The sequence below is a fragment of the Vibrio jasicida CAIM 1864 = LMG 25398 genome, from assembly GCF_000400365.1.
GTDB classification, from domain to species: Bacteria; Pseudomonadota; Gammaproteobacteria; order Enterobacterales; family Vibrionaceae; genus Vibrio; species Vibrio jasicida.
On record NZ_BAOG01000014.1, the window covers coordinates 53,037 to 67,929 of the forward strand.

Here is a 14,893-nt window from a genome sequence, read left to right on the forward strand (position 1 = left end):
CCAAGGTTTATTCTTTACGGTAGATAAAGACTTATCACCAATAAGGAAAGTGAATTATGTGTAATAAACATCAAGGTTGCCAATCAGGCAAAATCAAATCTGCGGTGGCAATAGGTGCTACGGAGTCTTGTTCCGCACCAACAAAACCAACCTTAAATATCACTCAAGCCAGTGTTATGGCTTCAGAAGAGTCATGTTGCAGCAGCAGTGGTGGTTGTAGTAATGACCCTGCTGATGAAGAAGGCCCTGCCGAACCCATAGAAACCTCCATTCGCCATAGCTGGTTGGTGTCTGGCATGGATTGCCCTGCCTGTGCCCAAAAGCTTGAAAAAGCCGTTTCTTCTATAGACGGTGTACTCAAGGCCAAAGTCTTGTTTGCGACGGAAAAGCTGGTGGTTGATTTTGACAATCGCGCTCTTGTGCCTGTGATTGAACAAATCTCACAACAAACAGGATTCCCACTGTCTTCGACTGATGCTCCAAAGCCAAAAACTGAGAAGAAGGGTTGGTTAGGTATCATCAAAGACAATGCTCAGATACTTTCTATTGCAGGTGCGATGGCATTTGCCGGTCTTATTTCGGACGTTAATCCGACGCTGAGCACGTGGTTGTTTACCTTGACCTGTTTGTTGGGTCTATACCCAGTGGCAATGAAAGCTTTCAAACTCGCACGCAGTGGTACGCCCTTTGCTATCGAGACGCTCATGAGTGTGGCGGCTTTAGGTGCGCTATATCTTGGTGAAACCGCAGAAGCTGCGATGGTGCTATTGCTTTTCCTTATTGGTGAAAAGTTAGAAGCATATGCATCCTCCCGTGCTCGTAGCGGTGTTCAGGCTCTGATGGATTTGGTGCCAGAAAACACGACTTTGATTGTGAACGGAGAGCGTAAAGAAGTCCCTGCCTCTCAACTTCAGCTGGGTGACGTGATTGAAGTAGCACCGGGTGGTCGTATGCCTGCTGACGGTGTTCTTATCAATCAAGCCGCAAGCTTTGATGAAAGTGCTCTTACCGGTGAATCGCTGCCTGTTGAACACATTGAAGGTGGGAAAATCATGGCTGGCGCTGTGGTTGTCGACAAAGTCGTGCAAATTCAAGTGACGTCTCGCCAAGGTGAAAACGCGATTGACCGAATTCTTCATTTGATCGAAGAAGCGGAATCACGCAAAGCTCCACTAGAACGCTTCTTAGATAAGTTCAGCCGTTGGTACACTCCTTTGATGATGTTGGTGTCGCTACTTGTCATTATTACACCACCATTGCTGTTTGCTCAGCCTTGGGAAACATGGGTATACCGAGGCTTAGCGTTACTATTGATTGCTTGTCCATGTGCGTTAGTTATCTCGACACCTGCGGCGATTACTTCTGGTTTAGCAGCGGCAGCAAAACGAGGCGCCCTCATCAAAGGTGGTGCAGCATTGGAACTGTTGGGACGCGTTGAGTCCGTTGCGTTCGACAAAACAGGTACATTGACACAAGGTAAACCTCAAGTGACCGATGTGGTTGCGATAGGTGTGACTGATGAGCAGCTATTGAGCCTAACAGCATCGATTGAAATCGGTTCAAGCCATCCGCTAGCGATTTCACTGGTGAACAAAGCTCAAGACCAAGGCGTGATGATTCCGGAAGCCACAGACAAAACTGCGCAGGTAGGTTCTGGTGTGACTGGCTTAGTCGATGGCAAAGTGGTTCAAGTGATTGCACCTTCTAAAGCCGAATTCAAGTTGAATAAAGAAGTCGAAGATCGTGTACTTGAGCTTGAAGGGCAGGGTAAAACAGTGGTTGTTGCTCGCCATGACTCTCAAGTTATTGGTCTGATTGCGTGGCAAGATACGTTACGTCAAGATGCTCAGCAGGCGGTTGCGGCTTTGAAACAACTGGGTATTTCATCTGTGATGCTAACCGGTGATAACCCACGCAGTGCTGAAGCGATTGCGAACCAAATTGGTCTCGATTACAAGGCGAGTTTACTGCCTGCCGACAAAGTCCATTACGTCGAAGAAATTTCTGCGCAGCATACGGTTGCAATGGTCGGTGACGGTATTAATGATGCCCCAGCAATGAAGGCATCCAGCATTGGTATTGCCATGGGAGGCGGTACAGACGTTGCCTTAGAGACTGCAGATGCTGCGCTGACTCACAACCGCTTGGTGGAACTGCCAGCCATGATTGAGCTATCACGCGCAACATTAAATAACATTCGTCAGAACGTTGCTTTGGCTTTGGGTTTAAAAGGGGTGTTCTTAGTGACTAGTTTGTTAGGTATTACAGGCCTATGGGTTGCGGTACTTGCTGACAGTGGTGCTACGGCCTTGGTGACTCTAAATGCTTTGAGATTGCTTCGATTCGAGTCCAAACAAGTAAAGTAATTTCACGACCTAATCGATTAATTATTAGCCCGAGGTGGATTCGCCTCGGGCTTTTGTATTTGTATGATTGAAATCATTTTCCTGAATGATTTGATTGAAGAGTCACTGTTTATTATGCAACACAATAGCTTTATGGCTTTCAAAGTGTGATCAAAACCGTTTTTATTTGAAAGTGTAAGTTTATTACATTGCTTCATTGTGATTATGATCACTCTATGTTGGTGAAAGGTTCGCTACAGTGCATCTGTACCCAACAACTTACTAATGAGCTTATTGCTTACAAAATAAGCCACAACAAGGAGCGAATTATGTCTCAAGCTGTATTCCATTTAGGTGTTACTGAAGCGGATCTTAATGGTGCGACTCTAGCAATCATTCCAGGCGATCCTGCACGCGTACAAAAAATCGCAGAAGAAATGGAAAACCCAGTATTTCTAGCAAGTCACCGTGAATACACGCTATACCGTGCAGAGCTAGACGGTAAACCTGTTGTGGTTTGTTCTACAGGTATCGGTGGTCCATCTACGTCTATCGCAGTAGAAGAACTAGCTCAGCTTGGTGTTCGCACTTTCCTACGTGTTGGTACTACTGGTGCAATCCAGCCACACGTAAACGTAGGTGACATGATCGTTACGACAGGTTCTGTTCGTCTAGATGGCGCGAGCCTACACTTTGCTCCAATGGAGTTCCCAGCAGTAGCAGACTTCGAAATCGCAACAGCAATGAAAGCGGCTGTTGAAGAGTCTGGTGCAACCGTTCATATGGGTGTGACTGCTTCAAGTGACACTTTCTACCCTGGTCAAGAGCGTTACGACACGTTCTCTGGTCGTGTTGTTAAGCGTTTCCAAGGATCTATGCAAGAGTGGCAAGACATGGGCGTTCTGAACTTCGAAATGGAGTCAGCAACACTCCTAACCATGTGTGCAAGCTCTGGTTTGAAAGCAGGTTGTGTGGCGGGTGTTATCATCAACCGTACGCAAAAAGAGATTCCAGATCATGCAACGCTGAAAGAAACGGAAGCTCGCTCAATTAAAGTTGTAGTAGAAGCTGCGCGTAAGATGCTTTAAGCACAACGGTTAGTTGGCATTTAAACAAACGGGAAAAACCAGAGGTTCGCCTCTGGTTTTTTCTATCTATAGAATGGTATTTTGCGGGTGACACGCAATAAAAAAGCAGCGAGAACGCTGCTTTTTTATTTGAGTACAGATGATTAGATTTCGTCAGAACCACCGGCGGCTTCAAACCATGCACTTAGATGTGTTTTCAGATCTTTCAGCTCATCAGGGCCAATAAGCGCCAAACCTAAGTCCTCTGCACGAGTGATATCGTTATGACGCAGTGGGCGGAAGCTAACTAACATTGCTCGCGCTTGCAGACCACCTAGAAGGTCGCGCAATGACTCCAATTTGTACAAGGTATCATCGCCATCATCACGCATGCCTTTAGTTTTACATTCGATGATGTGTAACTTGTTGTTCACCACAGTCGCAACATCAAGCTCGTTACGAACTTCGCTTTCGCCAAGTTTGCGATAAACCTGAACGTTCAACGATCGGTCTTGAATAGTCGGCATTGTGTCTTGGATTTGCTTCACAGTGCTGTGAACTAACGTTTCTAACCATTCACCATTTGAGAAGCGACGAGCATCTTCATCGATAAAGGTGAGAACCCCATTTTCATAGGTTGCAATTTCTGCTTCCACCAAATCAGTCAGAAGCATATTCAGTTCACGGTAGCCTTGCTGCTTCTCAGAAAGCTCTACATCTAACTTTTGTTCTTTACGACATGTCGTCGCAAGATAGTTAAGCGTCGCCAGTCCAGGACCAAGTTCTAGCGCATTAGAAGCCCAACGCTCACCCAGTTCATAAAGTTTTTGGTCTAGTTGAGGAGGCAGATCGACGTGGTGGAATTCACCGCGTGCACCGAAGATAGTCAGGTAATCAGAGATGGTGATGTGGTCTTCAACTTGCGTGTCTTCTTTACCATCAGGATACAGCCAGCAAAGTTTGTCGCTGTTTGGCTCAACGACAAAGATTGGCCAGCGGTACGTACGGAAAACTTCATACACAGAAAGCAGTCGGTGGCGAAGGCCGCAACTTGCATTCAGTTTTACTTCTTCACCTCTATCATGGAGGTCTTTTGCCAATTTATGGATCGATTGCTTAATAAGAGAAGTGTTTACAACAGAAGGAATTTCAAAAAATTCAGAAGTAATTTCTCGCTGCTCCAACACGGCACTCAGTCGCTCGTACATATCAGATTGGCTTTTGTCGCCGATGAAGACGATATGTGTGCTAACAGTGCGATTATCCAAAAGAGGAGTGACCAATCTCACTGGGTCTTGGTCGATAATACCAACATGAACAGCCATAGATTTTCCTTCTTATTTGGCTTGCTCGAAAAGAGAAAAGAAAAGGGATGAGCAAGCCATATTAACCATATGTAGACAAGGCTCATAAAAAACAAGGGCGACTTCAATAAAAAGTCGCCCTTATACAGTTGGTTGCAAAAAATCTGTTAACTGTCGATGCTGCTCTTATAGTTTAAATCGATGAACTAACTCGTTTTGCTGATTAGCCAGTTGGGTTAAAGATTCGCTGGTCTGAGCGATGCTCGACATCGCATGGTAGCTTTCATCTGCGATACTGTTGATGTCTTCAATATTGCGTGCAATGTCAGCTGACGTCTCGCTTTGCTCTGCTGCCGCCTGAGAAATATGCGTACTCATTTGGCTGATTTCGATAATAAGCGCTTGGATTTCTTCCATTGAGCTATTGGCTTTCGATGCTTGCTCTACTGACATTTCCATGTCACTCATGCAACTTTGGATGACTTGGTTAGCGGATTGCGAACTTGATTGTAGGTTACTGATCATTGCCTCAATCTCAGTTGTCGATTGTGTGGTCTTGGAGGCAAGCACACGAACTTCATCTGCGACGACCGCAAAACCACGACCTTGTTCGCCGGCACGTGCAGCTTCAATTGCGGCATTTAGGGCAAGCAAGTTGGTCTGCTCGGCAATGTTACGAATCACATCCAGAATCGAGCCGATTTGACCACTCATCTTTTGCAGTTCAGAAACGGCAGACACCGATTCGTTCAAGCGTGTTTCAAGTTGGTTAATCGTCGAAATGTTGCTGTTCATGACATTTCGACCTTGGTCCGAGGCGGTTTCTACACGCTGAACCATTTCAAGTGAGCCTTGTGCACTTTGCGCTACTTCCTGCACCGAATGTGACATCTCTGTCATTGCGGTTGCGACGGTCGCGGTTTGCTCGCGCTGCGCATTCAATTTAGATTGCGCTTGAGAAGAAGTTTGTTCATTCGTTGATGCGGTAGATGCAAGGTTATCTGAGGCGTCATTTAATTTCACAAGAATGTTGTGCAGGCTGTCTGCCAACGTATTAATGTGACCACTTACGCGGCTGAACTCGTTGTTGTAACGGTTATCGATGCGCTGCGTCATGTCACCTTCGGTCAAGCTTTCTAATACCTTCAAGATACGAGTCAATGGTTCACGTACACTTTGTGCAATGTGATAGCCGATAGCTGTCGCAAACAGAACCACAATCACTGCGATCACAATAGCTTTGGTTACACCAGCAGAATAGATGTCACCTGCATCGGTCAGAGACTCATTCAATTTGTCTGTCGCTGTTGTTGTAAATTGCTCCAGAATCGACATGCTTGAATCAACTTTAGTCGCTAGATTTGCGATATTGTTGTACAGCGCAGAACGAGCAGATAAGTAGTTGTTGTGTTGGTCTAATACACCACCACGCATGCCTACGTCTCGAGTAAATTGATCCACTGAATCACCAAAGGCTTTTTTAAGCTCAGGTAACTGAGTAACCAATCCACGAAATGCGTAATTCAGGTGCGTAACCGCTTTACGGTTTTTCGCAACGGCTTGAGTCACAAACTCTGGATTTGAGCTAGCCAATGCGTCCGATGTGATCACCTCTGCATCTTTTAGCTTAATGAAATAGCTTTTTGCCATCACTTTGACTGAGATGCTTGATTGATCGGCTACGTATTCTTTCAGACCAACGGAAAGTTCGGTGTTGAGCTTTTGGAAACGACGAGAAGACTTCTGCACTTCTTCTTGTGCCGCAAACATCGCTTCGTAGTTGTCCATTGCTTCCTTTGCTTCGGTAAAGTAGCTCTGCTCAAGTTCTTTAAGCTGAGAAAAAGGTTCTGCTAGGGAAGGGTAGATTTGGCTGGCCACTTCAAGTTGGCCTAATGTGCCTTCGAATCGTTGTTGAGATTTAGCAAACTCCTGACGCATTTCATCCATGCGCTGTTTATTCTCCGTGGTCAGGAAGTCTTTGAAAGATTTGTCCGCAGAAAGTAGCTCGACACTGGTTTGGTTGGATAGGGATACCAGTGGAAGTGATGATTTAGATACTGTCTCAAATTTGCCGTGAATATCATTCATGCCCCCCATCATAATGGCAATCGTGACCGCGAAAAGGACGATGATCAGCGCGAAGCCTGCATACATCCGTTTAATTACTGAACCTCGCATAAGTGAGCTTCCTCTCCCGAAAATAGACAACGTAAATAAGAATTGTCTTAAAAAAGTAACAAAATTCATCGGATTGTATTGAGTTTGCGACGCACGTTTTATGACGCACACGACAAAAAAAGCTTCAACGTCACGAGTTATATTGATAATGTTAAGTGAACACTGTTTTTTATTGAGCTCGCTTTTGGCTTAGCGCATACTAAATAGGTTACACACCTTATAAAATGGAGTACCCATGGCGGAAGAAACCATCTTTAGCAAAATTATTCGCAAAGAAATCCCAGCAGATGTCCTTTACCAAGATGAGCTAGTGACGGCATTTCGCGACATTAATCCGCGTGCGCCAAGCCACATCCTTATCATTCCAAACAAGCTAATCCCAACCACAAATGATGTGGAAGCGGATGATGAAGCAATGATGGGACGCATGTTCACCGTAGCGAAAAAACTAGCGAAAGAAGAAGGCATTGCAGAAGACGGTTACCGTTTAATCGTAAACTGTAACTCACATGGCGGTCAGGAAGTCTATCATATTCATATGCACCTAGTGGGCGGTCGTCCTTTAGGTCCTATGGTATTGAGCTAATCTTTAGAAGGAAGTGGATGAAGAACGTCATCCACTTCTTTATTCCTCGAACGACACATTTGTGGAGATAAATGTGAAACATGGTGTGAAGCTATTCGGATTAATTAGCTGGACCTTGCTCGCGACAGGGTGTGCGAATTTATCCGCTGGCAACCTGTTCAGTCATTACAGTGACCAAAATAAAGAAGTTTACCAAGCGGTGGTTGCAGGTGAATACGCGAAAGCTGAGCAACTTCAATCAAGCGATGTAGGTGGCGAGATACTTGGTAATTTCGAGCAAGGCCGAATCTCTTTTCTTGCAGCAGATTACCCAACCAGTTTGAGTTCGCTTGAAGACAGCGACCGTGCAGTACGTAAGCAACAAGACCGTGCCACGATTTCTGTCACGGAGGCGGCGACTAGCGTGGGTTCTTTAGCCGTTAACGACAATCTAAATGAATACCAACCAGCCGACTATGAACTCGGCTTTTTGCATTTGTACCTTGGTCTGAACTACTTACAGAAAAATGATCTTGAAGGAGCTTTGGTTGAAATGCGCCGAGCCAATCAAGTTCAGGAAGCTGCAAAGAAAGCTCGTGAAAAGGAACTAAAGCAGGCCGAAAAGGATCTTAAGAAGCAAGGTATGTCTGCCAACTTGGGTAGTGTACTTGCGAACTATCCGGATGCCGGTAAAAAGCTTAGCTCCGTACAAAACGGTTACTTGTTCTACCTTTCAGGTTTGCTTTATGAAGCGTCACGAGATTTGAACAGTGCGTACGTAGACTATCGTCGCGCGCTCGCTGTGATGCCAGATAACAAACAAGTGATTGAAAGTGCAATGTATGCCGCGAAAAAGCTCGGTATGCGTCAAGACCTTCGTATGCTGGAAAAACGTTACGGCAAAGCGCCTTCAGGACTGAGTAAGTCACAAGGCCGCGTGATCGTTATAGACGAGCAAGGCGTGGTGGAAGCACTGCAAGGTTGGCGCATTGATTTGCCGATTTATGATAGCCGAGGCGACGGTGCGATTTATTCGCTTGCGCTGCCTTACTACCCGAAACGTGGAACGCAGCGTTTTGGAGATGTTGCGCTCAATGGCAACAAGCTACCTTCAAGCACACTGACTGATGTGAACGCGATGGCGCAAAACGATTTGCACGAACGTTTGACCACGATTGTGATTCGCCAAGCGATTCGTGTTTGGGCAAAAGACAGAATCCGAAAAGAAGCGGCAAAAGGCGATGATGTCGGCAACATTCTTTTCAATGTGTGGAATACATTAACCGAACAACCTGATACCAGAAGTTGGCAGACGCTTCCTGGGACGGTCAAAACGGCGTCTAAAGTTGTGAAACCGGGGCAGCAAAGTATCAATGTTGGTGATCAGGTGTATCAATTTGAAGTGCCAGCACAGCAAACCACGTTGGTGTGGGTTTCTCGACAGGGAACGCATTCAACGGTATGGCACAAACAATTAGGGAGATTGTAATGAAAGCATGGCTTATTGGCTTGGTAATGATCATCGGTTTAGCGGGGTGCGCTGATAATACCGCGGGTATCCGAATTGACGGCCAAACACAAAAAGTATTCTTCCACGATAACGTAATGGGCAGTCGTTTATTAGTCGATAATATTACGACGACTTACGTGGATGATCGTCCACGCGGTGTTGTACAACTAAGTAGCAACTACAAAGGTGACCAAGAAATCCTTTATCGTTTTTACTGGTATGACAATTCTGGGTTGGAAGTGAACACCAAGCCAGGCCCTTGGCGAAAAATGATCGTACGTGGATTTGAGCAAGTGACGCTGTCAGAAGTGACAGTGAATCCAAACGGTACCCAATTCCGTGTACAAATTCGCGAAGCACTAGATAACTAACCCACTTTTGGGTAAATAATTTTAGGCAGCTTGCTGCTTTTCCAAGGTGGAGACGCCTTGGGATGAAACACAAACTAAGGAACTCTCATGAAAAAAAGTATTATTGCTCTTTTAGGTCTTGCCGTCATTTTGGGTGGTTGTTCAAACAAAGTCTCTTACGGTGATGCGCAAGCGACTGAAACTACAACCATCGATTTCGGCTCGACGGATCTACAAAAAATTGCTGGTGAAATGGTAGACAGCATGATGATGTCAGGTTCAGTGGCAGCAATTACTCGTGACCAACGTCCTATCGTATTTGTTGAGCGCATCAAGAACAAAACAAGTGAGCACATCGATACGGAGTCTATCACCGACACTATTTCTACTAAGATGTTGAACTCAGGTAAGTTCCGTTTCGTGGATATGGATCGTGTTGAGTCAGTTCGTGAGCAACTAAACTTCCAAAATACGGATGAGCTAGTGAACCAAAGTACGGCAATTCAGTTCGGTAAAATGGTCGGTGCGCAATACATGCTTTACGGTAACCTTTCTAGCATCGTAAAAGATGCGGGTAGCGACAAAGACGTATATTACAAAATGACGATGCGTCTGATGGATCTAGAAACTGGCCTGATCGAATGGGCGGATGAAACGGAAATCCGTAAAGAGCAATCGAAGAGCCTATTTGGTCTTTAATTGATTCTATTTGGTCCTACGACCTTGAGTGGAGAAGTCATTAATGGCGTGGTTTTCTTGGCAACAAGCGAAACAATTAGACCCAAGTCTTAATACCCTTGATAGCTTCTTTGCTTCTCCACCAGTGAAGGTACAAACCGTCACTGGTGGGTTAACCAATCGCTGTTGGCGGTTGGAATCCTCAGAAGGCCTTGCTTACGTCTGGCGCCCGACCAGCAACGTGTGTAAGGCCTTTGCTATATCTCGTCATAACGAATATCAAGTGCTTAACGCGATTGCCCCTCTCAACCTAGGACCAAAGCCTGTCTTTGTGCATGAGCAAGGTTTGTTAGTGGAATGGGTGCCGGGTGAAACGCTGACGAAGCCAGGTATTGATATTGAAGAGCTATTGCCGATTGCTGCTAGGATTCATGAATATCCTGCAAAGGCGGTTCCTTTAGTACCGTTCTCGTATCTTTCGCGCATCGACCATTATTGGTTGGAACTGGCTGGCCAGTACGTCGGCACTGAGTACGAAGCGCTTTATCTAAAGTGGCGTTCTGAGCCAAGCGTGGCGCAAGTCCCTGCAGCGCTGTGTCATTTTGATCTTGGGTGTTACAACTTAGTTCGAGGCGAAGAGGGCGTGAAAGTGATCGATTGGGAGTATGCTGGCTTAGCGGACCCAAGGCTCGACTTGACCTTGATTCTGCAACTCGCCGACGTGCCTATTGAACAAGGTGTAGAACAGTATTGCCAAACTCGTGGCATTGAAGACGTCGCTTTATGGTTGGAAGGCGTGCGAGCGTGGATGCCAAGAACTCGAATGATGGCGATGCTTTGGTATTTATTGGCCTACAAATTATGGGATGATGAACAATACTTGAGCAGTGCATACGAGTTTAAAGACTTATTATGTATGGAAGATCACTGTTTTGAGAACTGATGGCTTTTTCCTCTTTAACCATAAGGAAATAGTGGTAGTTTAAAGTGAAAGTACCAGCAAGTCACAGGGAGAGGTACACATGATTATTTACTTGCACGGCTTTGATAGTACAAGCCCAGGTAACCACGAAAAAGTTCTGCAACTGCAATTCATCGATGATGACATTCGTTTCATCAACTACAGTACACTTCATCCAAAACACGATATGCAGCACCTGCTGAAAGAAGTGTCTAAGGTGATTGACCAATCTGACGATTCGAACCCATTAATCTGTGGTGTTGGTTTAGGTGCTTATTGGTCAGAGCGTATCGGTTTTCTCTGCGGCATTAAGCAAGTGATGTTCAACCCGAACTTGCATCCTGAGAAGACAATGGCAGGACGTATTGATCGTCCAGAAGAGTACGAAGACATTGCGACCAAGTGTGTTGAGGAGTTTCGTGCTAAGAACAAAGCGCGTTGTTTAGTGATTTTGTCGAAAGAAGATGAGATTCACGACAATGGAAAAACGGAGTCGGAATTAGAGAAACATTACGACATCATTTGGGATGAAACCCAAACGCATAAATTCAAGAAGATCTCTCACCACTTGCAGGCGATGAAGGCATTCAAGAACGCGTAATTTGCATAAAAACGAACAAACTGACTATGTTTAAACAGCACTTTTCGAAGTGCTGTTTTTGTTTTTGCAAGACGTAACTTGATAGCAATAATTCTGTAGATATTTACATTTTGTAGCGATTTATTATCTTGATTTATCGTTTTAACCTTTTGTGGCACGAAAACGATACCGTTAAACAGTTGAAAATTAGCCAATCCGTATTCCTAGCAAGGATTTTTGTTGCCATCAAAAGATTGCCCTATATAATGAACTTGGTAAAAATAATTTGATAAATATCAAAAAAAATTGAGAGCGAGTAAGAAACTTGCCCATTTTTTGTCTGAGATCGTATCTTTCAGACAAACGAGCAATGCCACATCAGCAAGTTAATCAAACACGCACATTAAAGATGGCATTGGATTTATCCAAAAAGTGAGCTCACCTCTAGAGACCAAAGAATTCATCGGTTGGATGCTTTACCACAGTAAGACTGTGAGTCAGAGCTTCGAGCTGAACCCATATATTCATTTTTGTAGAGGATAACATTGTGACACGCATTATCGTTGTAGGCGGCGGTGCTGGTGGCCTTGAATTGGCAACCAAGCTAGGTCGCACTCTTGGTCGTAAGAACCGTGCGCAAATTACACTGGTAGACCGTAAAGCGAGCCACTTGTGGAAACCGCTGTTGCATGAAGTAGCAACTGGTTCATTGGATGAAGGTGTGGACGCATTGAGTTACCGTGCTCACGCGAAAAACCACAGTTTTGACTTCCAAATGGGCAGCCTTCAAGACATCGACCGTGAACGTAAAGTGATCATTCTTAGTGAGCTTAAAGACGAACATGGCGAGCTTCTTATGCCAAGTCGCGAACTAGAGTACGACATTCTAGTGATGGCGATTGGCTCTACGTCTAATGACTTCAACACTCCCGGTGTTCGTGAAAATTGTATCTTCCTAGATAGTCCAGAACAGGCGCACCGTTTCCGTTCTGGTATGAACAATGAGTTCCTAAAACTGCACGCGAAAAATGGTAACGGTACCGTTGATATTGCGATTGTTGGTGCGGGTGCAACGGGTGTGGAGCTGTCAGCAGAACTGCACAACGCAGTGAAAGAGCTGCGTACTTACGGCTTTGGTGACTTAGACTCGAGCAAACTAAACGTGAACCTAGTGGAAGCAGGTGAGCGTATTCTTCCGGCATTGCCACCGCGTATTTCTTCTGCGGCGCACCAAGAGCTGGTTAAACTCGGTGTTAACGTGCGTACTGCTACCATGGTAACGCAAGCGGATAAAAACGGTTTAACCACTAAAGACGGCGAGAAAATTCCTGCGCAAATCATGGTGTGGGCTGCGGGTATTAAGGCCCCTGATTTTATCAAAGACATCGCCGGCCTAGAAACAAACCGTATCAACCAACTTGTGGTTAAAGGAACGCTTCAAACTACTCGTGACGATGACATATTTGTTATTGGTGATTTGGCGCAATGTACTCAACCTGATGGTTCATTCGTACCGCCACGCGCTCAAGCAGCACACCAAATGGCAAGCCAAGCGTTCAGCAACATCGTCGCTAAGCTTAACGGTCGTGAACTGAAAGACTACGTTTACAAAGACCATGGTTCTTTAGTTTCGCTAAGCCGCTTCTCTACAGTTGGCAGTTTGATGGGGAACTTAACCAAAGGCTCTATGATGGTTGAAGGTCGTATCGCGCGTGTCGTATACATCTCGCTATACCGTATGCACCAAATGGCGTTGCATGGCGTGATTAAGACTGGCTTGATGATGCTCGTTGGCCGTATTAACCGCGTACTTCGTCCAAACTTGAAGCTACACTAATTTGATGACTTGGCTTTCTATTGCTGACTTGATAGAAAGACAAACAATCAAAACGAAAAGCCACCGTCTGTCGGTGGCTTTTTTGTTGTCTTAAAATCGAACACTTTCATTCGATTAATTACAAATCAGTGGGTAACAACGAATACACAACGCCATCTTTTGGTTTACCGTGGAAGATAAAACGATTTCTAGCAATGGCTTCTTTCTTCGCTCCGACTGATTCGATTAATGTTTGACTGGCAATGTTGTCTGGATCGCAGACGATCTCTACTCGCGTTAGGCTAAGCTTGGCGAAACAAAATTCAGCCAGTGCTCGAATTGCTTCTTGTGCATAGCCTTTTCGTTGGTATTTATCTGCAACCCAGTAGCCAATACTCGCCATGTTGAATGTATGGTAAAGCTCGTTTACAGCAGCCATTCCAAGTAAATTGTTGTATTCACGATCATAAATACCAAATCCAAACGCTTCCGTTTTTACCCAATTTAAGCGAGTGGCAAGAAGGAAGTCCTGCGCGTCTTTGAGGGTGACGTTTTCGTCACACCAATCTAACCATTGATGTAGGGAAGGGGATTCAACTAACAAGCGTTGTAGTGAGTGGGCTTGTTCTGAGGGAATAAGCTTGAGTGCCAAGCGTGGGGTGATGATTTCAAAATCTGGACTCATGAACAGATACTACTTCCTTGTTTGGCGCTAGATAAAACAAAGCGCAGCCAGTGCTGCGCTTTTATGTTTATGTTGCTCTTATCGAACGCGACGAACTTGAATGATCATTCCCATCAATGGGTTGTCTAAGTAGTGAGTTTCACTACTGCGCATACGGCGCTTCTGATCCATGCGGAAGCTCTTCAAGAACTTCTCTTCAGTGATGGTTGGTGAAACTTCTGCCAAGTTGCCTACTTGAACGTTGCCGTCCACTTCACCTAACTCATTCGTCATTTGCTCAGAAGGCTGAGACTCGATACGAACTTCACGTACAGCGGGCTCACGTAAATCTATGGTGGTCTCAGCGAACAAGTAGTGCTGAACGTAGATTTGAAGTTTGCCGTCTAACTCGTAGAGCGGACCGTTAACGGTTTCTTCACTGTAACCATCGGTTGAAAGTGATTGTGCATTGCCATTGATTTGGCTGCCGTCAGCGTTGTAAGAGCCTGAGAAATCACGTCCACCCACGATATGGAAGATCGGCGCGCTTGCCTTGCCGCGGTCGCCTTGACGCCAGGCTACGTGTTTAAGCACTTTGAAGCCGGCGTGATTGTTCAATGCTGATTCTTGTGCATTCAAACGGAAAGAAGAACGTGGTAGCAAAGTGACGCCTTTAGAACGGCGGTAAGACTCACTGTCTAAGCTGCCTACGTTGCTCATTTCGATTTTTGGCAGCTCATTTGGCCATGATTCACTGGTACTTTCAGCGTTAACTGCTCGCTTGAAAATAATTACTTCAATATCAAATTGACGCGCAGCCCAAGTAGGCATTGAGACACAAAGAAGCAATAATGGGATCAGTATTCTCATTCGAC

General features: G+C 45.3%; 13 protein-coding genes. 9 read left to right on the top strand and 4 right to left on the bottom strand.

Going from position 1 to position 14,893, the window contains the following annotated elements; translation table 11 throughout:
- Nucleotides 1-56: 56 nt before the first annotated feature.
- Together VJL_RS03845 and udp are read left to right on the top strand one after the other, a co-directional pair.
- Entirely contained in the window at nucleotides 57-2,366 is a 2,310-nt protein-coding gene (locus VJL_RS03845; protein WP_038875901.1) for a zinc/cadmium/mercury/lead-transporting ATPase, read from the top strand.
- 308 nt (nucleotides 2,367-2,674) lie between these two features.
- Nucleotides 2,675-3,433, top strand: a complete 759-nt coding sequence (gene udp, locus VJL_RS03850) for a uridine phosphorylase (protein WP_038866646.1) — start codon at nucleotides 2,675-2,677, stop codon at nucleotides 3,431-3,433.
- Nucleotides 3,434-3,576: 143 nt separating this feature from the next.
- On the opposite strand, the gene VJL_RS03855 is transcribed toward udp, so the two are convergent.
- Both VJL_RS03855 and VJL_RS03860 read right to left on the bottom strand, forming a co-directional pair.
- Entirely contained in the window at nucleotides 3,577-4,737 is a 1,161-nt protein-coding gene (locus VJL_RS03855; RefSeq protein WP_038866647.1) for a DUF1887 family protein, read from the bottom strand.
- 165 nt (nucleotides 4,738-4,902) lie between these two features.
- Nucleotides 4,903-6,894: a methyl-accepting chemotaxis protein gene (locus VJL_RS03860; protein ID WP_038875903.1), complete on the bottom strand. Its 1,992-nt coding sequence runs from the start codon at nucleotides 6,892-6,894 to the stop codon at nucleotides 4,903-4,905.
- 235 nt (nucleotides 6,895-7,129) lie between these two features.
- Here VJL_RS03860 and hinT point away from each other — a divergent pair, with 235 nt between their 5' ends.
- From hinT to VJL_RS03895, 7 genes are all read left to right on the top strand, one after another.
- Entirely contained in the window at nucleotides 7,130-7,480 is a 351-nt protein-coding gene (gene hinT, locus VJL_RS03865; RefSeq protein ID WP_038875905.1) for a purine nucleoside phosphoramidase, read from the top strand.
- Between the two features lie 73 nt (nucleotides 7,481-7,553).
- Nucleotides 7,554-8,948 (top strand): COG3014 family protein, encoded by a 1,395-nt coding sequence (locus VJL_RS03870; protein WP_038875908.1) that lies wholly within the window; start codon nucleotides 7,554-7,556, stop codon nucleotides 8,946-8,948.
- A complete protein-coding gene (locus tag VJL_RS03875; RefSeq protein ID WP_038875910.1) occupies nucleotides 8,948-9,340 on the top strand; it encodes a YcfL family putative periplasmic lipoprotein in 393 nt (130 codons plus the stop codon). The genes VJL_RS03870 and VJL_RS03875 overlap by 1 nt, the downstream gene beginning before the upstream one ends.
- A gap of 87 nt (nucleotides 9,341-9,427) precedes the next feature.
- The gene (gene lpoB / locus VJL_RS03880; protein ID WP_038866656.1) at nucleotides 9,428-10,018 is read left to right on the top strand and encodes a penicillin-binding protein activator LpoB; all 591 of its coding nucleotides are present in this window, start codon (nucleotides 9,428-9,430) and stop codon (nucleotides 10,016-10,018) included.
- A gap of 43 nt (nucleotides 10,019-10,061) precedes the next feature.
- Nucleotides 10,062-10,940 carry a thiamine kinase gene (gene thiK, locus VJL_RS03885; RefSeq protein ID WP_038875911.1) on the top strand — a complete coding sequence of 293 codons (879 nt, stop codon included), beginning with the start codon at nucleotides 10,062-10,064 and terminating at the stop codon, nucleotides 10,938-10,940.
- A 79-nt stretch (nucleotides 10,941-11,019) separates the two neighbouring features.
- The gene (gene ycfP, locus VJL_RS03890; RefSeq protein ID WP_038875913.1) at nucleotides 11,020-11,559 is read left to right on the top strand and encodes an alpha/beta hydrolase YcfP; all 540 of its coding nucleotides are present in this window, start codon (nucleotides 11,020-11,022) and stop codon (nucleotides 11,557-11,559) included.
- 526 nt (nucleotides 11,560-12,085) lie between these two features.
- The gene (locus VJL_RS03895; protein ID WP_038875915.1) at nucleotides 12,086-13,375 is read left to right on the top strand and encodes an NAD(P)/FAD-dependent oxidoreductase; all 1,290 of its coding nucleotides are present in this window, start codon (nucleotides 12,086-12,088) and stop codon (nucleotides 13,373-13,375) included.
- Between the two features lie 118 nt (nucleotides 13,376-13,493).
- Here the strand turns inward: VJL_RS03895 and VJL_RS03900 are convergent, their stop codons facing one another.
- Together VJL_RS03900 and VJL_RS03905 are read right to left on the bottom strand one after the other, a co-directional pair.
- Nucleotides 13,494-14,039 (bottom strand): GNAT family N-acetyltransferase, encoded by a 546-nt coding sequence (locus VJL_RS03900; RefSeq protein ID WP_038875917.1) that lies wholly within the window; start codon nucleotides 14,037-14,039, stop codon nucleotides 13,494-13,496.
- Nucleotides 14,040-14,117: 78 nt separating this feature from the next.
- The gene (locus tag VJL_RS03905; RefSeq protein WP_042602659.1) at nucleotides 14,118-14,888 is read right to left on the bottom strand and encodes a peptidoglycan binding protein CsiV; all 771 of its coding nucleotides are present in this window, start codon (nucleotides 14,886-14,888) and stop codon (nucleotides 14,118-14,120) included.
- Between the last annotated feature and the right edge of the window lie 5 nt (nucleotides 14,889-14,893).

Bases quoted from the DNA above. Each gene is read 5' to 3' on its own strand.
- VJL_RS03845 (WP_038875901.1), top strand. From the start codon at position 57: ATGTGTAATAAACATCAAGGTTGCCAATCAGGCAAAATCAAATCTGCG.
- udp (WP_038866646.1), top strand. From the start codon at position 2,675: ATGTCTCAAGCTGTATTCCATTTAGGTGTTACTGAAGCGGATCTTAAT.
- VJL_RS03855 (WP_038866647.1), bottom strand. From the start codon at position 4,737: ATGGCTGTTCATGTTGGTATTATCGACCAAGACCCAGTGAGATTGGTC.
- VJL_RS03860 (WP_038875903.1), bottom strand. From the start codon at position 6,894: ATGCGAGGTTCAGTAATTAAACGGATGTATGCAGGCTTCGCGCTGATC.
- hinT (WP_038875905.1), top strand. From the start codon at position 7,130: ATGGCGGAAGAAACCATCTTTAGCAAAATTATTCGCAAAGAAATCCCA.
- VJL_RS03875 (WP_038875910.1), top strand. From the start codon at position 8,948: ATGAAAGCATGGCTTATTGGCTTGGTAATGATCATCGGTTTAGCGGGG.
- lpoB (WP_038866656.1), top strand. From the start codon at position 9,428: ATGAAAAAAAGTATTATTGCTCTTTTAGGTCTTGCCGTCATTTTGGGT.
- thiK (WP_038875911.1), top strand. From the start codon at position 10,062: ATGGCGTGGTTTTCTTGGCAACAAGCGAAACAATTAGACCCAAGTCTT.
- ycfP (WP_038875913.1), top strand. From the start codon at position 11,020: ATGATTATTTACTTGCACGGCTTTGATAGTACAAGCCCAGGTAACCAC.
- VJL_RS03900 (WP_038875917.1), bottom strand. From the start codon at position 14,039: ATGAGTCCAGATTTTGAAATCATCACCCCACGCTTGGCACTCAAGCTT.
- VJL_RS03905 (WP_042602659.1), bottom strand. From the start codon at position 14,888: ATGAGAATACTGATCCCATTATTGCTTCTTTGTGTCTCAATGCCTACT.